Annotated in this window: 17 protein-coding genes; 8 read left to right on the plus strand and 9 right to left on the minus strand. The window is 49.9% G+C overall.

Features of this window, described 5'->3' with window-relative positions:
- Positions 1-3: 3 nt before the first annotated feature.
- From glmS to J7438_RS20720, 3 genes are all read right to left on the minus strand, one after another.
- On the minus strand, positions 4-1,836 hold the full coding sequence (gene glmS / locus J7438_RS20710) for a glutamine--fructose-6-phosphate transaminase (isomerizing) (protein ID WP_209278049.1): 1,833 nt from the start codon (positions 1,834-1,836) through the stop codon (positions 4-6).
- 81 nt (positions 1,837-1,917) lie between these two features.
- Positions 1,918-3,294: a bifunctional UDP-N-acetylglucosamine diphosphorylase/glucosamine-1-phosphate N-acetyltransferase GlmU gene (gene glmU / locus J7438_RS20715; RefSeq protein ID WP_209278050.1), complete on the minus strand. Its 1,377-nt coding sequence runs from the start codon at positions 3,292-3,294 to the stop codon at positions 1,918-1,920.
- A 342-nt stretch (positions 3,295-3,636) separates the two neighbouring features.
- Positions 3,637-5,316 (minus strand): endonuclease/exonuclease/phosphatase family protein, encoded by a 1,680-nt coding sequence (locus J7438_RS20720; RefSeq protein WP_209278051.1) that lies wholly within the window; start codon positions 5,314-5,316, stop codon positions 3,637-3,639.
- A gap of 160 nt (positions 5,317-5,476) precedes the next feature.
- Here J7438_RS20720 and J7438_RS27935 point away from each other — a divergent pair, with 160 nt between their 5' ends.
- From J7438_RS27935 to J7438_RS20745, 6 genes are all read left to right on the plus strand, one after another.
- Positions 5,477-5,605, plus strand: coding sequence for a hypothetical protein (locus J7438_RS27935; protein WP_286196795.1), 129 nt, complete (start codon positions 5,477-5,479; stop codon positions 5,603-5,605).
- A complete protein-coding gene (locus J7438_RS20725; RefSeq protein ID WP_209278052.1) occupies positions 5,602-6,342 on the plus strand; it encodes a TrmB family transcriptional regulator in 741 nt (246 codons plus the stop codon). Before J7438_RS27935 ends, J7438_RS20725 begins: the two co-directional genes overlap by 4 nt.
- 149 nt (positions 6,343-6,491) lie before the next feature.
- Positions 6,492-7,400, plus strand: a complete 909-nt coding sequence (locus tag J7438_RS20730) for a nucleoside-specific channel-forming Tsx family protein (protein WP_353620170.1) — start codon at positions 6,492-6,494, stop codon at positions 7,398-7,400.
- Between the two features lie 183 nt (positions 7,401-7,583).
- Positions 7,584-8,540 (plus strand): bifunctional UDP-sugar hydrolase/5'-nucleotidase, encoded by a 957-nt coding sequence (locus tag J7438_RS20735; RefSeq protein ID WP_209278053.1) that lies wholly within the window; start codon positions 7,584-7,586, stop codon positions 8,538-8,540.
- Between the two features lie 176 nt (positions 8,541-8,716).
- Positions 8,717-10,060 (plus strand): OprD family outer membrane porin, encoded by a 1,344-nt coding sequence (locus tag J7438_RS20740; protein WP_209278054.1) that lies wholly within the window; start codon positions 8,717-8,719, stop codon positions 10,058-10,060.
- Between the two features lie 179 nt (positions 10,061-10,239).
- Positions 10,240-10,869 carry an META and DUF4377 domain-containing protein gene (locus J7438_RS20745; RefSeq protein WP_209278055.1) on the plus strand — a complete coding sequence of 210 codons (630 nt, stop codon included), beginning with the start codon at positions 10,240-10,242 and terminating at the stop codon, positions 10,867-10,869.
- A 134-nt stretch (positions 10,870-11,003) separates the two neighbouring features.
- Here the strand turns inward: J7438_RS20745 and deoD are convergent, their stop codons facing one another.
- The 4 genes from deoD to deoC all read right to left on the minus strand — a co-directional run bounded on the left by deoD (position 11,004) and on the right by deoC (position 15,373).
- The gene (gene deoD / locus J7438_RS20750; protein WP_209204341.1) at positions 11,004-11,705 is read right to left on the minus strand and encodes a purine-nucleoside phosphorylase; all 702 of its coding nucleotides are present in this window, start codon (positions 11,703-11,705) and stop codon (positions 11,004-11,006) included.
- 233 nt (positions 11,706-11,938) lie between these two features.
- Complete coding sequence (locus J7438_RS20755) at positions 11,939-13,171, minus strand: phosphopentomutase (protein ID WP_209278056.1); 1,233 nt, start codon at positions 13,169-13,171, stop codon at positions 11,939-11,941.
- An 89-nt stretch (positions 13,172-13,260) separates the two neighbouring features.
- A complete protein-coding gene (gene deoA / locus J7438_RS20760) occupies positions 13,261-14,577 on the minus strand; it encodes a thymidine phosphorylase (protein ID WP_209278057.1) in 1,317 nt (438 codons plus the stop codon).
- Position 14,578: 1 nt separating this feature from the next.
- The gene (gene deoC / locus J7438_RS20765; protein ID WP_209278058.1) at positions 14,579-15,373 is read right to left on the minus strand and encodes a deoxyribose-phosphate aldolase; all 795 of its coding nucleotides are present in this window, start codon (positions 15,371-15,373) and stop codon (positions 14,579-14,581) included.
- Positions 15,374-15,912: 539 nt separating this feature from the next.
- Between deoC and J7438_RS20770 the strand changes: the two genes are divergently transcribed.
- Together J7438_RS20770 and J7438_RS20775 are read left to right on the plus strand one after the other, a co-directional pair.
- Positions 15,913-16,863, plus strand: coding sequence for a LysR substrate-binding domain-containing protein (locus tag J7438_RS20770; RefSeq protein ID WP_209278059.1), 951 nt, complete (start codon positions 15,913-15,915; stop codon positions 16,861-16,863).
- 73 nt (positions 16,864-16,936) lie between these two features.
- Positions 16,937-17,434 carry a hypothetical protein gene (locus tag J7438_RS20775; RefSeq protein WP_209278060.1) on the plus strand — a complete coding sequence of 166 codons (498 nt, stop codon included), beginning with the start codon at positions 16,937-16,939 and terminating at the stop codon, positions 17,432-17,434.
- Positions 17,435-17,475: 41 nt separating this feature from the next.
- Here the strand turns inward: J7438_RS20775 and J7438_RS20780 are convergent, their stop codons facing one another.
- A complete protein-coding gene (locus tag J7438_RS20780; protein ID WP_209278061.1) occupies positions 17,476-18,825 on the minus strand; it encodes a TolC family outer membrane protein in 1,350 nt (449 codons plus the stop codon).
- 52 nt (positions 18,826-18,877) lie between these two features.
- Positions 18,878-20,529 (minus strand): cadherin-like domain-containing protein (locus tag J7438_RS20785; RefSeq protein ID WP_209278062.1); only part of this gene is annotated, 1,652 nt, incomplete at its 5' end.

The following is a 20,529-nucleotide window of genomic DNA, read 5'->3' on the forward strand; positions in this document are numbered from 1 at the left end:
GTATTATTCAACCGTCACACTTTTGGCCAGGTTGCGCGGCTGATCAACATCGGTACCTTTGATAATCGCCACATAATAAGAGAGCAGTTGCAGGGGAATGGTGTAAAGAATCGGGGCAACCACTTCCGGCACCTCGTCCACCGGCAGAACCCGGACACCTTCGCTCTCGGTCAGGCTGGCCAGTTTATCCGCAAAGACAAACAGCTGTCCGCCTCGTGCCCGCACCTCTTCCATATTGGATTTCAGTTTTTCCAGCAGGTCGTTGTTCGGTGCCACCACAATTACCGGCATATCGTTATCGATCAGTGCCAGTGGGCCATGCTTCAGTTCACCGGCCGCGTAGGCTTCGGCATGGATATAGGAAATCTCTTTAAGCTTCAGAGCCCCTTCCATGGCAATGGGGTACTGGGTACCACGGCCCAGGAACAGACTGTGATGTTTATCGGCAAAGGCTTCCGCCATGGCTTCAATGTCATCACTCAGGGCCAGGGTACTCTTCAGGATGTGTGGCAGATTCCGTAATGCTGAAACAACATTGGATTCCTGTTCCGGGGTCATTCCCGTATGACGGCCAATGGCCGTCACCAGCATCAGCAGTGCCGTTAACTGGGTGGTAAATGCCTTGGTGGATGCCACGCCAATCTCTGCACCGGCCCGGGTCATCATGGCGATATCCGATTCCCGCACCATGGAAGAGCCCGGCACATTACAAATGCTCAGTGAGGCCATATAGCCCAGTTCTTTCGCCAGTTTCAATGCCGCCAGCGTGTCGGCTGTTTCACCGGACTGGGAAATGGTGACAAACAGGCAATCCTCCGGCACAAAGAATTTCCGGTAGCGGAACTCAGAGGCAATCTCAACACGGCAGGGAATACCCGCCAGCTCTTCAAACCAGTAGCGAGCCACCATACCGGCATGGTAACTGGTACCGCAGGCGACGATTTGTACGGCGCGGGTTTTATTGAGAATCTCCTGACCTTCTTTGCCCAGGATATCAAGATTCAGCTGATGCTCACCCAGACGACCTTCCAGGGTATTGGCGATGGCTTCCGGCTGCTCGTGAATCTCTTTCAGCATGTAGTGGCGATAAGGGCCTTTATCTCCCGCATCATGCTCTACATCACTGTCCCGGGCATCTCGCTCAACAGGGTTGCCAGCAGCATCCAGAATCGTCACCCCGTTGCGGGTCACTTCCGCTACATCGCCTTCTTCCAGGAACATGAATCGGCGGGTCACCGGGAACAGTGCCAGCTGGTCGGAAGCGATAAAGTGTTCGCCAATACCGACCCCAATCACCAGTGGGCTGCCGGAACGCGCGACCACAAGACGTTCATTGTCGTTGCAGTCCATCACCACCATGCCATAGGCACCTTCCAGCCTGGCTACCGATTTCTGCACGGCGTCGAGCAGGGAGTCGCTGCCCTTGAGTTCCAGGCTGACCAGATGGGCAATAACTTCCGTATCGGTATCCGAGGTAAAGACATAGCCTTCGCCCTGCAGAAACACTCGCAATGCTTCATGGTTTTCAATAATGCCATTGTGGACAACGGCAATATGATCTTCTGATACATGAGGATGGGCGTTACGCTCACTGGGTGCCCCATGGGTGGCCCAGCGGGTATGGGCAATGCCGGTACCGCCCCGAAGCGGGTTCAGGGAAACCGCCTCGGCCAGTTCAGATACCTTGCCGGTACGCCTTTCTCTGTGAAGTTCGCCATTGTCGTTAATAATAGCGACACCTGCTGAGTCATAGCCCCGGTATTCCAGACGACGAAGCCCTTCCAGCAGAATATCTGCTACATCTCTTTGCGCTACAGCACCAACAATCCCACACATAGTTGTCGATCCCCTGGGTAATCATAAAGGTTGCAAAAATCATCAGGGAGTGGATGAGTCATCTCCCCCTTCCTGTAAATCTCAGTCTTTCTTTACCGGGCGCTGCCAGCCTTCGATATTGCGCTGCTTGCCACGTGCCACGGCCAACTGTTCATCGGGAATATCTTTGGTAATGGTGGAACCAGCACCGGTGGTTGCACCACGCCCAATGGTCACAGGAGCCACCAGCGAACTGTTGCTGCCGATAAAAGCGCCATCGCCAATCACAGTTCTGAATTTATTGACACCATCGTAATTGCAGGTAATGGTACCAGCGCCAACATTCACCTTATCGCCGACTTCAGAGTCGCCCACATAGCTGAGGTGATTGACCTTGCTGCCTTTGCCAATCACGGTTTTCTTGATTTCCACAAAGTTCCCGACCCGGGCTTTTTCCTTAAGTTCGGTGCCTGGTCTCAGTCGGGCAAACGGGCCAACCTCACACCCGGCAGCGACAACCGCATCTTCAAGAATGGAGTGTGCCTTGATAACGGCACCTTCCCCGATAACAGAGTTGCGAATCACACAACCGGGTTCGATATAAACGTTATCTGCCAGCTCAACCTTGCCTTCGAGAACCACATTGATGTCCAGGGTAATGTCATGGCCAGTCTTAACGTCGCCACGAATATCCAGACGTTGTGGGTCAATGATCGTGACACCATTCAGCATCAGGTTATTGGCCAGCTGCTGTTGGCGGGCACGTTCCAGCTCCATCAGCTGGACACGGCTGTTAACACCTTCCACTTCAATTGGGAGCTGCGGCTGGACATGAATGACCGGGGTATCTTCGGTCACGGCCATCGAGACAATATCGGTGAGATAGAACTCATGCTGGGCATTTTCGTTCTTCAGGCCATTGACCCAGCCACTGACCTTATTGCCGGGAATGGCCATAATGCCAGTATTCACTTCATTAATAGCCAGCTGCTCCGGGCTGGCATCCTTATCCTCAACAATGGCCTGTATGTTGCCAAAACCATCACGGATAATCCGGCCATAACCGGAAGGGTTGGCCAGGTTGATGGTCAGCAGGCCCAGGCGTTCACCGTTACTGGCCGCCAGCAATGACTGCAGGGAAGAGGAGTGAATCAGGGGAACGTCGCCATAGAGCACCAGCACCACATCAGCACCTTTGCAGCCCGGCAGCGCCTGCTGCACAGCATGGCCGGTACCCAACTGCTCTTCCTGAACCACCCAGTTCAGATCGTAGTGGCCCAGTGCCTGTTTTACCTGCTCTGCACCGTGACCAATCACCACATGAATCTTGCCGTCACCGACTTTTCTCTGCGTGTGCAGGGCACTGAGGATCACATGCTCCAGCATGGGCTTGCCGGCGATACGATGCAGCACCTTTGGCAGTTTGGATTTCATGCGGCTGCCCTGCCCGGCAGCAAGAATAACGATATCAGCTCTCATGGTAGCCTCGGTCGACAAAGTGCCCCGGCGGGAGCATCTGCTTTATAACTGTTTCGTCTGGCAACGTAAAAACAAGAGCACTTTCAGGTATCAAGCCTGATAAATCGGAATGTGCTTTGGGAGAAAAATACCAGAACAGAAATTATGTCTTTCTGAAATGTCAGGAATATTGAACGATTGGAGTGATTGGCAAAGCCTGCCAAAGTTATTCAACCACTGACTCCTGAATGCTCGAAAATCTACTTCACATCAGTAGGTTAATCACAGTGCGTAAAAAGACAACCCTTTATGTCATAAAATAATTGACAACAGTGCAAGCAAGAGCAGCACTGACAGCACGGTTTACCCGGTGTTTGACCCGGGTGTTCCGGCAACAGGATTCATACTTTGTCTGACCATTTTTTCCAGCCGGTCAAGCTCATTCACAATCACTGGTTGTCTTTTATAATAAGTCCTGCATTCAGCAATTCTGCGCAGGGGATTGACGCCTGAGAACTCTTCATCAATTGTACGCTCACCGGTCTGATCACTGATCAGACGACCATAGTCAAACTTCAATTGATTCACCAGCTCCCTGACCTCTCGGATGGTAAAATCCTCCGGATCCAGATGGGCAATGACTGAGGAAAAACCTTCCGCTTCCCGGTAAATAACAGAAACCGGCAAATGGTCAGATAACCCGCTCTCCAGATCATAGGCAACATCCAGCCCCAGTTGCCGTATTTCGGTATGGGATGCCCATTTTTTTTCAGTGTCCCTGTACACCAGCTGGCGGTCATAAATACAGTGACTTGCCACCTCGGGATGTTCTTTCCAACGCTTGCTGCCCCAAGGTTGACGCACTCTGTTTCCGGCCCCGAGATACCATGACCCATCCGGCTCCCGACGATCTGCCGCCTTGATGGCTGCCTGGTCGCTATTGACAAAAAATGACTCACTGCGCTCAACCAGCCGAGTATCATTTTCTTCATCATGGGTCTCGTAGTAACTGTCAGAGAATTTTTCCCCCAGTGCTTTCCTGCCCTGTTGATACTGTTCGTTTTTACTGACCCTCCCCTGCTCGTCTGACCGGGCAATGTTCAGGTCTCCCATCAGGAAGACGCCATGATGGTGTTTGTTATTCCGCCTGTCGTTATTGCTATCCGCATCAACCCACCGTCTGATCTGCTTCAACTCGCCAACGCGGATCGCATCATAGGTTTGACCGTCCTTAGCCTGAAGGTGGGTATTGTAAACCACGGCCGTTTTATCGTTACCGAGATCCAGTACGATGCGCAGCAACCCTTTATTGGCCAGCTGGTCTTCTGCGGCCAGATCAGAGAAAGGCCGGAATGTGACCTCCTTTACGGGGTATTTGCTGGCAATGGCCAGGCCACTGTTCAAGCCGGTTTCCCGGGGAGCAACACTGTGCACAATATGATGATAGTGGCCACTGAGATCCTGGCAGAGTCGCTTCGCCGCCTGCTGGTCAAACACTTCCTGAAAGCAGACAATATCTGGCATAGTGCCGGGATTGCGGGTTAATGCTGCGGCAATCTCCCCACTGCGCTGCTGTGATGAGCGCAGGTCGTTCAGATTACGGATAAACGACGGCATCAGGCCAGTATTGTAGGTCATCAAATGCAGGCCCTGCTCAGGATCATAGACGGCGGGTGGCACAGAAGACTGAATCAGGGAAATGTCGTTCCTGAACAGGTTGCCGATCATGCGCAGGGAGAACCCCAGGATTCCCAATGCCAATGAAGGCACCAGAAATAAGGTGACGGCAGTCACCCGGGCTACTTTCCTGGCCCACAGTGGTACATTTTGCGTCTGTTTTTCACCCTCGGAAGGCGTGCTGCTTTTGCCGGGTCGGTCATGGGCAAACAGCCTGGTTGCCGAATCGACGACCAGAGAAACCGGTCGGGACAGAAACCGGCCAAGGTAATGGCAACCACGGCCAAAGCGGTTGTGAGAATAAACATAGTGATTATCTCTGGAAACATAATCGGTCTGAGCTTGCGATGGCCGGACTTCAGGCATGAAATCTCCACGGGTTTGTCTGCTGCTTATATCAGCCATCGACAATTACGCTCGCCACTTAAAAGACTGTCGCACCGTTTTGCCTCCAAACTGCCTGCACCATCGAAAAAATACGATTCCCGGATTTTTTTTTCAGCAGGAAACAGTAAGAAGGCTATTCTTGCCCAAGATCAGAAACCTTTGGCGCGCCGGGCTGGTTGCCAATCCTCCTGCCCTTGGTGAAAATGCGGGTTTTCTGACAGGCATTGTTTATGATTCCGACCACATTAACCCGATACCCGCGCTATGAATCTTGATACTCTGGAAAATCTTGGTCTTAGCCAACGGGAAGTCAGTACTTATCTGGCCCTTTTAAAACTTGGCTCAGCATCCATCCGGGATATTGCTGCGCAAACCGGCATCAATCGTGGCACCACCTATGAAACCCTGAAAGACCTCGCTGGCAAAGGGGTTGTCAGTTACTTCCCGAAAGGTAAGCGTCGCATCTTCTCGGCTGAACCACCGGAAAAGCTGCTGGAGCTGGCGGAGGAAAAACGACAGTCTCTGGACACCACCATTGAAGAGATGAAGCTCAGGCTGATCCCGCAACTGAATCATCTCAAGCCGGATTTCAGTGCAGGGAATGTCCGCTTCTACGAAGGAGACAGTGGCATTGAGTTTGTACTCAAAGACATTCTCAATACGGTAGCCCGGCAACAAGACCGGGAATACAGTGTCTTTTCCTCCAAATTGATTCGCCAGCACCTGTACCGCCCGTTTCCCAACTACACACAGCAGCGTATCCGCAAGAATATCAAGGTGCGGGTGATTGCCATTGGTGAAGGCGGGGAGGATGCCGGGCTGTCTGAGCGCAAGTGGATTGACGCCAAAGGGCGCATGGATGCCAGCTATATTGCGATATATCCGCCAAAAGTTGCGATGATTTCCCTGGGTTCCAGAAATTACCCGGTCGCTGTCGTGCTTGACTCACCGGAAATTGCCGCAGCTCAGCAAATTATCTTCGAGACACTCTGGAGTACGCTTTAATTGACCACGCTGGATTGGCCAGCCAGCTGACAAAAAACCATCAAATTCTTTCCTATACTTCACAGACTTGGCCTGTGTTACCGAGAGGTTTCACAGGCTTTCCTCTTCTTTTTCACTACTCACTGTTGAGTCTGAAACGGAGTCTGATTGTGAAAAGCTACTGCCTGAAATTATGGTGGCTGATCTGTGTCGCCGCTCTTGTTCCCCTACTTGCTCCCACCGCCCTGGCCACAGACCATAACGATGGAATGCCCCCCAGTAATGACTTCAAGTGGATGAATCTGAACCTGATGTATGCCTATAAAGAGCTACCTCGAAGAGAAGACGAAGCCAATGATGGGCATGACTATCTGGAGCTGGAGTTTGGCGGGCGATCTGGCATTCTTGATCTGTATGGGTATGTGGATGTCTTTAATCTGACCAACCGGGATAACAGTGATAAGAAAGACAAACCTAAAATGTTCATGAAGTTTGCCCCACGGTTATCACTGGCAGGGTTGTTTAATAACTTGCCCTGGGGGCCGGTGACAGATATTTACTTGGCTACCCTTTTTAACTGGGGTGGCGGTGGTGGCGCTAACTTCGACCCTGTCAGCAAAAAAAACATTCCGGGAGAAGATGCTAACAGCTCATTCTGGGGGATTGGCTCCGACCTCCAGGTTCCCTGGTTTGGCAAGATGGGGCTAAACCTCTATGGATTTTATGATCTTAACCGAAAAGAGTGGAATGGCTACCAGGTTTCTACTAACTGGTTTACGCCGTTTTATACCTTTCAGAACGGGTCATTTATCAGCTACCAGGGATACATTGATTATCAGTTTGGAGGAAAACAAAACAAGACTCTCTATCCCAGCAGTGCTAACCCTGACAAGGATCATGCAACCAGCGGTGGGGCAATGTTCAATGGTCTTTACTGGCATTATGACAAGCTTGCACTTGGTTATGGTTTAAAACTGTACTCAAATGTTTACCTGATAAAAGATGGAGGTAACGCATTTGGAGCCAAAACCAAAGCAAGTGGTACCAGCCATTTCTTTGCGATCAGCTATAAATTTTAATAACCATTGCTGATAATTCTATTCCTTTCAGTTTACCCGGCAAGGATGCCAGCCTTGCAGAATCCCTATTCAAATCGATAATTCATTGCTTACAGAATACTTGCAGTATAATTAACTCATAAACACACAAGTACCAGGGAACAGATGTTATATTGGAGATAACTCTTCCCGGAAGACGTCTTTATGCAGTCAAAACCAGCGTGCACAGCAGTTACGCAGCATAAATCCTGGCCGAAACTGATCATCAATGCCTTATTGGTATCTGTGCTTGTTGCATTGACTTATTTCTGGGTCTCGCAGGAAAACCAGAAACCCGGTTACATTTATGATAAGACATACAAGCTGACCATTCTTAACACCAGTGAGCTTACTCACGAATATGACAATGAAAAGTCGAACAGCAGTGATCAACTGATTCAACGGCAGGAGCTGATCAATAAAATACGCAAAGAAGTAGAAGCCGATGGCGGGAAATTATTATTACTCTCCGGAGGAGAACTCAGCACCAATGATGACATCCTGAGCCTGAAACAACTGAACCAGCTGGGCTATAACGCCATGGCGGTGAGCCCATTATTATTTGATGAGCCGCTGAACAATATCCGCAATCAGGAAGCCGCTGCTGACTTTCCTTTTTTGTCCGCTAACCTTTATGAATCTGAAACAGGCCGACCCATTTTTGATGCCTACGCCCTGTTTGACTTCGACGGGCTACGCATTGCCGTTATGGGGATTACCAGGCCGGGCTCTGTTAATGATGTTATTTCAGAGTACCGCCGGGGTATTGAACTGATTGATCCGGCACTGGCAACGTCAGAACTGATACCCTATCTGAGAAGACAGGCAGACATTGTTATTGTTGCCACTCATGCCATCCATTACCCAAAACTGATCAAATCCGGCAGCAAGCCAGTGTTTCCGATAGCCAAAATGGAAGGTATTGACCTGCTGGTAGGTAATAGTGCCCTACCCCACCTTGAGTCTTACCATAGAACTGAAACCGGTACACCTTTAAATGCATCTGGATGCTGCTCAGCCATTAAAAGAATTGATCTGGAATTTCGTAATGGGGAGTTAAAGAAAATAAACTCTATAAAAATCAATCTTATTAGCCAATTAGAATCCGGACCTGGCTATTGAGTACACCATTTAATTAAGATGCGGTTATTAATGAGACTATGGTAATAAAATATTTTTTTACATCTGCTTAATCAAACACCATTATCTTATTCTATCGGTTAATTTCTCTCAGCTTTTGATAAAGCATCTATACTTGCTCTACTCAATCACAATCATTGATTAAGCAGGTATTAATTTTGACCCGTTTAAAACCCTATTTATTATCTTATGCTGTTGCTCTTTTCAGTGTGCCTGTTATAGCCAGTGACAGTTATGATTCATTTATCAGTGATGCCAAAATCGATGGCAAAGTACAGAGCGTATTTTTCGATGATGAGAATACCACTGACAATATTAACAAAGGTGCCTGGACAGGTGCTGTATGGCTTAATGCACAGACTGGCTACCTTGCTGAGGTTGTCAGTGTTGGAGGCTCGGCCTACCGGGTTGCCAAATTGGATATGAAACATGGTAATGCCACCTCCAGCAACCTGTTGAATGCTAATAACGAAGGCTTTGGTAAAATCGGTCAGATATGGGTGGATTTCAAACTGCCTGACAGCTATGAAGGCCTGTCTGCCGATGTCAAAATTGGTCGTCAGCTGCTTGAAACCGGTCTGGTAACCATCTCAGGCTCCCGTTCGGTTCCCAGTGCCTGGCAGGGAGTGGATGCCAGTGTTGTAATGGACGGTTTCAAAGGCAAGATTGCCTGGTTAAATGAAGTTTCCGAAAGAACTCAGTCAGGCTTTCACCCTATTGTGAATGAGGAAGGTAAACAAATTGACTGGGTCATGGGCATGCAACTGGGCTACACCTTTGAATTAGCCAACCAGAACAGCCTTGAACTCCAATATCGTAATGGTCTTGCAGATAACTATTTAACGGCTCATAACGGTAATGTCTGGTTAAAAATGCCCCTTTATGATGGTTCAGAGCTGACTCTTGGAGGGATGTACTTCTATGCCAAACAGGATGGAGACCTCTGGGGAGCAAGTGAGCGGAATGGCTCATTTGAAAACAAAGCGGAATTAGGAAATCTGAATGCAACCCTGAACAGCGGTCCATGGACATTTAATGCAGCCTTCAATTACACAAAGGCCAACACAGCAACCAACTCTATTACCAATGGCCATCACACTATAGGTCATTACAACTATAACTTTGGTGCTAACACCCACGGTGTCTGGGATGTACCCACTTCCGCCAATATATCCGACTTTAACTTAAATAAAGAGAAAGCCTGGCTGATTGGTGCTGAATATGATTTCAGTGATATTGGGCTTGAAGGTTTATCACTGGCTTACAACTTCGTCTATGGATCAGGGATGAAGGCAAAAGAATTGAATGGTACTGAACATGACGTTGCCGAACACGAGCATGACCTGACCATGAAATACAATTTTTCCCAGTGGGGAATGAAGGACCTGCAATTCAAACTTGAATATGGCTATTACAGGAATGATGAGGCATTACGTAAGGCTACTGGTCAAAATGAATCAGAAAAACTGCGAGCCTGGTTAAGCTACAACTTTATTATCTGATCAGTGATACTCCTTACGATTTGTTTTAACTGGCAGCTCTGTTGAGCTGCTTTTTTATCTACTGATTTAATTCAATAATTTCGGTTTTCAGATACTCTTTTGATAGCTGACAGGCACTATAATCAGCGATAATTATCATTATTTTTCTGTCTTAAGTCGGTAGCCTGCCGGAGTTATCAATGAAAATTGTACAGTTTGGGGCTGTAATAATGTCTGTACTTCTGACCGCCTGTAGTACCCTGCCTGAAGGTCGATGGCAGGAAGACAGCCCTGCACCCATTACCCTGGATATCAAAGATGATCACATTGCGGCCCATGCTGGGTGCAACCGACTGATGGGTTCGGTCAAAATGCATGGTGATCGGCTGGTCGTGGAGCAGCTCGCCAGTACACTGATGATGTGTCATGGTGAAGAAGCCGAAAAGGAAGAAGCCTTAAAGCAGCTATTGGGTAATAAACCCAGGGTTCAGATGTCCGGTGATCAACTGATACTCAGTACCAATACTTCCAGCTATGTCTTCAACAAGCAGCCCAACATGGAAGATGGCGTGACCCGCTTTATTTATGTTGCTTCGGAAAAAACAGGCTGTGTTGGCGTCGGCCCGATGGAGTGTTTGCAGATTCGTGAGTCTAAAGAGGATCCCTGGACCCTGTTTTACGGTGATATCGAAGGTTTTGAGTTTACCCCCGGGATTGCCTATCGCCTGCGTATCAAAGAGTTTGATGTTCCAAACCCGCCAGCTGACGCCTCCAGCAAACGGTGGATACTGGACCTGGTTGTTGAGCAGGAGTGGGTTAACAATCAGTAATCCCTCATGTCCACGAAGAGCAAGCATGGGAACGAGGGGGGATGGCAACGCCAGCCCCAGAAGAAAGACAGAAGCAACCACCCTTTCACTCCGCTCAAGGTGAGCGGAGGTTGTACCTATCAAACGCATTGAAATTACAACAGGGACTTCAGTGCAACTTCAATCATCTCATTGAACGTTAACTGACGGTCTTCCGGTGGCAGTGCTTCTCCGGTACGGATATGGTCACTGACAGTACAGATGGCCAAACCCTGTGCACCAAACTCAGCACAAACGCCGTACAGGCCAGCCGCTTCCATCTCGACACCCAGTACACCGTATTTCTCCATGGTATCAAACATGGTTGCATCCGGATTGTAGAACAGATCCGCAGAGAACAGGTTGCCCACTTTCACCGGCAGGTTCATGGCACGGGCAGCATTCACGGCATTTTCCAGCAGCCCATAATTGGCAATCGCCGAAAAGTCGTGGTCCCGAAAACGCATACGATTCACTTTGGAATCCGTACAGGCACCCATACCGATTACAATGTCGCGAACCTGAACGTCCCTGGAAATAGCCCCACAGGAACCGACGCGGATCAGGCTCTTAACACCGTACTCGGTAATCAGCTCTTTGTAATAAATAGACGCTGAAGGAATCCCCATACCAGACCCCATAACAGACACCCGGACACCCTGGTAGGTGCCGGTAAAGCCCAGCATGTTACGCACATCCGTTACCTGTTCGGCACCATCCAGGAACGTTTCGGCGATATGTTTGGCGCGCAAGGGATCCCCGGGCATCAGGCAGACATCAGCAAAGGCACCGGGCTTGGCATTAATATGAGGTGTCACGGTTAAATCCTCGTTCTCGATAAAACACGACGATCAAAGTACATCTAGGAGGCTGACCGAGAATAGCGCCCGTAGCGAGGATGGCAGAAAATTGAGGATAAAAAGGCGGATTCTTTTAGTGAATAGTGGTTCTATTTGCTAAAAAAATCCGACTTTTTAGACCAATTTGCTGCCACCGCAGTAGGGCAGTCTATTCTCGGTCAGCCTCCTAGATAAATGACGATAGCCGAAACTTACTGCTCAAAGATCTCAGGCAAAAACGATGTGCCGTAGTCCATAGGCTCCAGCTCAAAATAGCTGGCCAGTGTCTGCCCGATATCGGCAAAGGTTTCCCGCCGACCCAGGGCACATGGCACCAATTTTTTACTAAATGCCAGAACAGGAATGTGTTCACGGGTATGATCCGTTCCGGGCCAGGTTGGGTCACAACCATGGTCTGCCGCAATAATCAGAAGATCATCGTCGCCCATATAATAAAACAGGTCTGGCAGCATGGCATCCAGCTGCTCCAGCGCACCGGCATAACCGGCTACGTCTCTGCGATGCCCGAATGAAGAGTCAAAATCCACAAAGTTGGTGAAGATAATGGTTCGATCACCCGCTTCAATCAATGCTTCACGGGTTGCTTCAAACAGGGCTGGAATACCCGTTGCCTTTACCTTTCTGGTAATCCCCTGGTTGGCAAAAATATCGGCAATCTTGCCAATACTGACCACTTCGCCGCCACTGGCTACCAGCTTATCCAGTACCGTGGGTGCCGGGGGCAATACAGAAAAGTCCCGACGGTTGCCGGTGCGCTGAAAATCCCCTGCATCATCACCAATGAATGGCCGGGCAATCACACGCCCAATGTTGTACGGTTCAAGAATCTCACGGGCAATCTTGCAGACGTCAAGCAGACGATCAAGGCCAAATGTTGCTTCATGGCAGGCAATCTGAAAGACGCTATCGGCCGATGTATAGACAATCGGCTTGCCGGTTTTCATATGTTCTTCACCCAGGGCTTCCAGAATGCTGGTACCCGAGGCATGACAGTTACCCAGAACCCCCGGAAGTTCGGCTTTGTCGATCAACTCATCCAGCAGTTCCTGCGGGAAACTGTTTTTCTCATCGCGAAAATAGCCCCAGTCAAACAGCACCGGAACGCCCGCCATTTCCCAATGGCCACTGGGGGTATCCTTGCCACTGGAGAGTTCCTTGGCATAGCCATAAGCACCGATAATCGGCATATCATTGACCATCCCCTTGGGGAACTCGCCGCAGGCGTCCCTTGCGGCATGAACCAGGCCAAGACTGGACAGCTCCGGAAGGGTTAACGGGCCTTGTCGACCAATATCTGCCTCGCCATCGGCACAAGCCCGGGCAATATGTCCAATTGTATTGGAGCCAACATCGCCAAATTTATCAGCGTCTTCCGTAGCTCCAATACCGAATGAATCCATAACAAGGATAATTGCACGTTTCATTCGCTACTCCTGACCTGCAATGGTTATGACCGCTATTTGTTGATAAAAATGCACCATACAAACCGATGACTTGAAGGTGCATTGTCAGCTTAAAGCTGTTGGTAAACGAGAGAACGGATTGACGGCACCTGTTCAGCAAAACTGAGTGCACCGCGAAGCATATCTGCTGCCTGGTTCCATGATGCTTCTGAACTGGCATGGAGCATGGCAATGGGCTGTGAAGGATCAATCCTGTCACCCAGTCGGCAAATTTCCGTAAAGCCTACTCCATAATCAATAGTATCAGAAGCAACTTTTCGACCTCCGCCCAACTGCACCACGGCCATCCCCACTTCCCGGGTGTTCATGGCGGCAAGATAACCCTCGGCCTCCATGTACACGGGCTTAACGATGGCCGCAGTGGGCAGGTAATGGTTATACCGTTCAACAAAGTCCGACGGACCACCGAGACCGTGAACCATCCTGCCGAAGACGTCAGCCGCCTGACCATTGTCCAGTACGGACTGCAGTTTTTCCCTGGCTTGCTCAATTCCGGCAGCAAGCCCCCCGGATACCAGCAGCTCTGCGGATTGCGCCATGGTAATTTCCAGCAGGCGGTTATTGCGATATTCACCCGTCAGGAACTGCACAGCTTCGCGAACCTCAACCGCATTTCCGGCAGAAGAGGCAAGGCACTGGTTCATATCCGTCAGCAATGCCGTTGTTTTCACCCCGGCCCCATTGGCTACCTGAACGATACTCTGCGCCAGTTCCACCGACTGCTCAAAGGTTGGCATAAAGGCACCGCTGCCCACCTTGACATCCATCACCAGGGCATCCAGCCCTTCTGCCAGTTTTTTCGACAAAATGGAGGCGGTAATCATGGCAATGGATTCAACCGTTGCCGTCACATCACGAACACCATAAATCCGTTTGTCCGCAGGAGCCAACTCGCCAGTCTGGCCGACAATCGCAACGCCGGTCTCCCTGACCACTTTACGGAACAGCGATTCTGAGGCACTGGTCGTATAGCCGGGAATACTGTCCAGTTTGTCCAGCGTACCCCCGGTATGCCCAAGGCCACGACCGGAAATCATCGGCACAAAACCACCACAGGCGGCTATCATGGGGCCAAGCATCAGGCTGACCACATCGCCAACACCACCGGTGGAATGTTTATCCAGTATGGGGCCCGGGAGATTATCTGACGACCAGTCCATCACCTCGCCGGAATCGCGCATGGCGCAGGTCAGGGCGATTCGCTCATCAATATTCATCCCCTGAAAGTACACGGCCATGGTAAGAGCACCGATCTGCCCCTCCGACACCGAGTTATCCGTAACACCAGCAATGAAACTGCGAATCTCCTGCTCGCTGAGCACCTCACCTTCCCGCTTACGTCGAATAACTTCCTGTGGCAGAAACATATCAGTACCCTTCTTTGCTGGCTTCACCCTGTTTCAGGCCCAGGGCAATCAGCAGATTCCCCAGCAGACTACTGGCACCAAACCGATAGTGGCGCGAGTTTACCCAGCCATCGCCCATAATTTCATCCGCCATATCCAAGTGCAGTGCCGCGTCTTCTGCGGTTCTGATACCACCGGCAGGCTTGAAACCAACCTGTGTGTTGCCACTGTCGCGGATGGCTTCCAGCATGATCCGTGCAGATTCTGGTGTCGCATTGACCGGCACCTTGCCTGTCGAGGTTTTAATAAAATCAGCACCGGCTGCAATGGCGATATCGCTGGCCTTACGAATCAGGGCAGGATCCTTTAGCTCACCGGTTTCAATAATCACTTTCAGCAGGACTTGTTTTTGACCACTGTCGTCAACACCGCAAACATCTTTGCAGCGGCGAACCAGCTCGGCACCGACTTCTGCGTTGCCCGCTATCAGAGCCCGGTATGGAAATACCACGTCAACCTCATCTGCACCATAGGCAATCGCGGCCCTGGTTTCTGCGACAGCGATTTCAATATCATCATCACCGGCAGGAAAGTTGGTTACCGTGGCAATAGCAACGTCGTTCAGGCCGAGGGCGTTCAGCGTTTTACGGGCAAGAGGGATGAAACGGGGATAGATACAGACAGCAGCCGTGTTTCCGGCTTCGGTATGGGCCTGATGACACAGAGCAATGATTTTTTCCGGGGTATCATCGTCATTCAGGGAAGTTAGATCCATCAATTGCACAGCCTGACGGCTACGGGCATTAAGATCAGTCATGGGGCAACCCCTCTGGATAAATGGGCATTGACGGGTAGTTGAGAGTAGCAATGAACGGGAAGCCTCACTTCCATTCATTAGCCAGTGAAGCCTGATTCAATAATATACCAACCAGTAACCTAAACCATTTTCTTTTATGAATAGACTTTTAGCCCAGCTATTTCATATTTGCTAGAGTTAGACAGTTCGATTGGCATTTTCAACAGATACAAAAAACCCCTGTAACAAGACAGGGGTTTTTGCTGATCATCCACCTGAGTCTGCAGGGCATACTGCAGCCTCATTCGTCCATTGCTGAAGCATCGACCTATTGGAACAGGCAACGATAATAGTTCGCGCTTATTTCAGTCAGCGGTACTGGTTCCCGCCAGTATCGCCATGGACGACGTAAGAATACTATCGACTCACAACATCAGGGTATATCAACATAATCTGAATGCTCATTCTGTTATTTTAATTTTTAGCGAAAAATCTGAATAGACACAACGTCGATCAGGTATTATTGCCAGCCTTATCTACTCAACTCATTGTCGCCTTGTATGATTCCAACGGAAACGCTACAGATTGTTCGGGCAGTTGCCCATTTTCGTAACTTTACAGCTGCCGCCAGGCATCTGCATAAAGTGCCCTCGGCAATCAGCTATACCATTCGGAAACTGGAAGACCGCCTGGGCGTACAGCTGTTTCTGCGTGATAGCAAACGCGTTGAATTGACACCTGCCGGTGAGCACTTTATCAAACATACCGATAAACTGCTTGCCGACCTGGAGGAGCTTGAAAACAGTACACGACAACTGGCTACCGGATGGGAGAAAGAGCTGCGTATCGCCCTGGATAACGTGGTCAATCAGGGCAAAGTCTACGACCTGATCAATGATCTGCAGGAAGTTCGACCGGAAACCGGGCTGGTGATCAATACCGAAGTCTATAACGGCTCCTGGGACTCGCTGTTTCATGGTCGCTGTCAGATAGTGATTGGCGCACCCCAGGATATCCCGGAAGCCATCCTCAACCAGGATCGTTTTGCCTGGCGCTCAATGGGTAATATGACCTGGGACTTTGTGGTTGCGCCAGACCACCCCCTGGCCGGGCAAAATGAGCCTCTTTCCATGGCAGAGCTGCAGGGGCACCGCTCTATCTGTATCCAGGATACCTCGCGGTTTTTCCGTCATGGCTACAACCTGCTGCTGGAAAACCAGCAGGTGCTTCTGGTACCCAGTTTCAGAGCCGCTATCGAATGCCTGTTAAGAGGACTGGGGGCCACTATTTTGCCCAACCACTTTGCCAGACCCTATATCGAAGCAGGCTTGCTGGTTCGCAAAGAAGTGCCAGACCTGCATTATAACGACGGCTGCCTGCTGGCCTGGAACCAGGAAAATATGGGGCAGGGCCTGAAGTGGGTTCTTGACTGGCTGGGCTCTGAGGCATGGCTGAATAAAGTCTGGCTGCAGTACGATGAACAGATGCCAATGGGCTATCACGTCCCCTGAATGGTGTCACCCGCAAAAAGTCAGTAATACTGGCGGAGTTGTTAGACAATCTGCTGCAAAATCAATGGTATAAATGACTGAAATTGACTTGCAGTGGAGTACCGCCATGGAATCGATCAGGCCATTTTTCGGTCAGCAGAAGTTAACCATACAGGACCTGAGCCAGGATATGGTTGGCCTGCACAGTATGGATAGTATAGATAACCCGCTGGGCTGCCATGACAGCACACTGGTGCAGATTGAGATGTACAGCCGTATGATCTGCTACGGCTTCAATAACCCATTCCCTCATTCACGTCTGCACCTTGCTTTCGCGCTTCTCAGCATTAAAAGCCTGTTGCATCAGATCAGTCTTGCCGAGTTGGTAATGGGTTCTGCCGAGATTAAAGAGACACCGGTCAAACAGGTACGCCCGGATATCCAGCATATGGAAAAGCTTGAAAAGCTGTTGGACTGTCCGATGATTGCCGGCAGTCTGCCAACGCTGAGAGAAGCACTTCGGTTTGTCCACAGCAGGGACCAACAGGAAATTTACAACATTCTCAGGCGTAAGCTGAAAGGAGAAGGTTAAATCCAAATGGGGGCAGGCACCTTGCCCCCTTGACTATCGACTTAACGTGCCGCAACCACTTCCACACCACAATCATTCTCAACGGGCAGGCTGGCGTCCATTGCCGTCAACAACGAACCCGTGCTATTCAACAGGCGGAACTGGTTAAACAGCAGATCATAACGGGCATTGATTTCACTCTGCCGGGCAGATGTGTACTCATTCTGACTGTCCAGCAGATCAATGAGCGTACGGTTACCAATCAGGAACTGCTTGTCATAAAGCTCTCTGGATTTGCTCGCCTGAACCACATGCTCTTCCAGCGGGCGCAAACGCCGGGATCCATAATCAATAGCCACCCAGGCCAGACGAATCTCTTCCTCCACCTGACGACGAGCCCGATTGCGCACTTCCATCGCCTCATTGACCAGTTTGCTGGTCTGGCTACGGCGAGCCTTATCACCACCACCGTTGTAGAGGTTATAGGTCATATTCACTTTGGCCACATGGCTATAGGTATCCCCTTTGCCACCATTGGCATCGGTATCCCAGTTGGCCCCCACCTCAAGCTCAAAGCGGGGCATAAAGGCACTCTTACTCGCTTCATATTGAGCTTCGGCTGCCTGCACATCAGCACTGGCCAATTTCATCACCGGATGAATTTCTGTGCCCAACTTTAACGCTTCCTCCAGAGAAGCCGGTGTACCTGCTGGCACTTCAGGTAACGTATAAGAAGCCGGGAGATTACCCACCAGACGCTGGTACTGTGTTTTTACATCACGAAGTACAGACTCGGCACTGATCTCATTGGCCCTGGCCAGTACCAGACGACTCTGGGCCTGAGCCACATCGGCCTCATTGCTGCGGCCTTTGCGCCCCTGTTTTTCAATCAGTTCAACGACACGTTCATGCTCTGCCGAGTTTGCCTGCATCAGTTCAACGATAGACTGCTGGCGCATGACATTGATATAGGCCCGGGTCACCTGCAGTGCCGTATTACCGGCTACCGAGCACACCTCCTGGGCAGCGGACGCCTGCCTCGCCTTCTGGCGATCCACCTCACTGCCAACCGCAAAACCATCAAACAACATTTGACGTGCAATCAGGGAGGCATCCCGGCGGGTTCTGGCCTGGTCTTTACTGTCAGCATCACCCGCATCAAAAATACCAATGGTTGTGCTGTTGCGGCTGTTCTCATAACCAATCCCGGCCGTAAGATCCACACTGGGCAGATACCCGGCCTTAGCCTGGGTAATTTCATCCATACGGGCATCCGCTTCGGTAGTGCGGATCAGAATTTCCGGATTGGTCGCCAGAGTCTGGTTGATGGAATCCAGCAGGGTATCTGCCCGGGCATTGGCGGTTAACACTGCGGCAGACAATAGTGATACTTTTAAAAACGTCGGAAACATCCTTTTTTCGCTCCTTTTCCAATTCAAATTATGGTTAGTTTTTATTGCGTATTTAAACAATCAGCTGGCCGTTGTTAATCAGCTGTTGAAGTACATCATTGCCATCAATACTGCCCGACTCATTCAGGTCATTCCAGCCAGTGGTGTTGTCAAAAACAATGGTGAGTTTGTCTCCATTACCATCAAGGGTATTTGCTATAAACTCGATAGATGCCTTGCCGCTTTGGTAAGTTGCAGAAATTCCCTTTGCCTGAAGAGCCTCTGGATTAACAATTTCCTTAACACCAAAATCAACAAGACCAGAAAGGTCCAGAACATCCGCATCGCTGTTTTCGCTCAAAGGGTCGCCCAAAACAAAATCAGTGATGGTATCCATCTGCACAGTTTCTCCGTCCAGCAAGTCTGCGACTTTGAAAATAAACAGATCAGAGCCATCACCGCCAGCAAGTGTGTCGTTTCCTTCACCCCCATCGATAAAGTCCTTACCTGCTCCACCATTAATCGTGTCGGCCCCCTCATCACCACTGAGTATATCGTTTCCGCCATTTCCATTTATGGTGTCATTACCAGCAACGCCATTAATGGCGTCGTTGTTTTCACCACCATCCAATGTCTCAGCATTTTGAGTACCCGTTTCACGATTCCCCGGAAGAACATCCGGAAAAATAGTGTAGTTAAGATCAAGCATGCTTTTCGAACTGGTATCACCATCTTGATCCTGCGCAACCGCCGTAAAGGTCAGAGACACATTTCCAACAAAATCGGGTGCTGGTTGTAACTCCATATTGGCAAGAGTCCAGTCACTGATATTGATGGAAGTGGCATCTTCCGTAGCAATAAACGGCTTATTAGTCCCATCCGTTAGAGTGACGCCTACAGGAATGTCTGTAAAAGTAAGCATCAGGATTTCATTGTCGTTTACTGTCTCCGCAGCAACATTCAGTGGAATACTGGACGTTTTTTGGTAACCGACAGTCTCAACCCGGATATTGTCGATGATTGCACCCGTAGTATCACGTTCATCACGATCGGCAGCTAATAGCTCGAAACGGGTACTTTCACCGGAAGCCACAAAATAAAAGGTGTGTGTCTTAAGATCAAAGAGACTTCCCGGAGTAATGGTCGTGAGCTTAGTCTGTTTAGTGACATTGCCGTCAGAATCCAGATCAGAGACCAAGACTTCTATAGCAGACTCAAAGCCACCCTGGCCCTCACGTGCAGCATGGTCGAAAGTGAACTGGAATACTTCACCAGATATAGACTCAATATCTGCAAAGATATTGTAATCACCGGGATCCGCTTTCAACTCCAGCACATGGTTTGTATCACTTTCTCCTCCATAAAAATTTTCCCTACCAATTTCCAGATCACCTCCGGCATTGTCTGTCTGATAGCCTAAAGAGTCAGCTATGACATCAATACGATACCCCATCTCTGGAACCGGAACCTGAAAGTCAGTGTACAGGCTAGTGCCTCTGGTATTTGCATTAATAATTGGAGCGTCAGGTATCGTATCAACAGTAATTTGCACCGTCGCCTCGGATTCCTGGCCGTCGTTGTCAGTGATCCTGTAGGTAAAGCTGTCGGTGAAGTTCTCACTGCCGTCGTGGGCGTAACTGAAGGTGCCGTTTTCGTTCAGCACCAGGCTACCGTGCTGTACGTTCGTCACCAGGCTGACCGTCACCGGCGTGTCCGTCAGGCCTG

The organism is Thalassotalea sp. G20_0 (assembly GCF_017744175.1).
In the GTDB taxonomy this organism is placed as follows: domain Bacteria; phylum Pseudomonadota; class Gammaproteobacteria; order Pseudomonadales; family Endozoicomonadaceae; genus Endozoicomonas.

Excerpts from the sequence above, each read along its gene's own strand:
- glmS (WP_209278049.1), bottom strand. The coding sequence starts at position 1,836 with ATGTGTGGGATTGTTGGTGCTGTAGCGCAAAGAGATGTAGCAGATATT.
- glmU (WP_209278050.1), bottom strand. The coding sequence starts at position 3,294 with ATGAGAGCTGATATCGTTATTCTTGCTGCCGGGCAGGGCAGCCGCATG.
- J7438_RS20720 (WP_209278051.1), bottom strand. The coding sequence starts at position 5,316 with ATGCCTGAAGTCCGGCCATCGCAAGCTCAGACCGATTATGTTTCCAGA.
- J7438_RS20725 (WP_209278052.1), top strand. The coding sequence starts at position 5,602 with ATGAATCTTGATACTCTGGAAAATCTTGGTCTTAGCCAACGGGAAGTC.
- J7438_RS20735 (WP_209278053.1), top strand. The coding sequence starts at position 7,584 with ATGCAGTCAAAACCAGCGTGCACAGCAGTTACGCAGCATAAATCCTGG.
- J7438_RS20745 (WP_209278055.1), top strand. The coding sequence starts at position 10,240 with ATGAAAATTGTACAGTTTGGGGCTGTAATAATGTCTGTACTTCTGACC.
- J7438_RS20755 (WP_209278056.1), bottom strand. The coding sequence starts at position 13,171 with ATGAAACGTGCAATTATCCTTGTTATGGATTCATTCGGTATTGGAGCT.
- deoA (WP_209278057.1), bottom strand. The coding sequence starts at position 14,577 with ATGTTTCTGCCACAGGAAGTTATTCGACGTAAGCGGGAAGGTGAGGTG.
- deoC (WP_209278058.1), bottom strand. The coding sequence starts at position 15,373 with ATGACTGATCTTAATGCCCGTAGCCGTCAGGCTGTGCAATTGATGGAT.
- J7438_RS20770 (WP_209278059.1), top strand. The coding sequence starts at position 15,913 with ATGATTCCAACGGAAACGCTACAGATTGTTCGGGCAGTTGCCCATTTT.
- J7438_RS20775 (WP_209278060.1), top strand. The coding sequence starts at position 16,937 with ATGACTGAAATTGACTTGCAGTGGAGTACCGCCATGGAATCGATCAGG.
- J7438_RS20780 (WP_209278061.1), bottom strand. The coding sequence starts at position 18,825 with ATGTTTCCGACGTTTTTAAAAGTATCACTATTGTCTGCCGCAGTGTTA.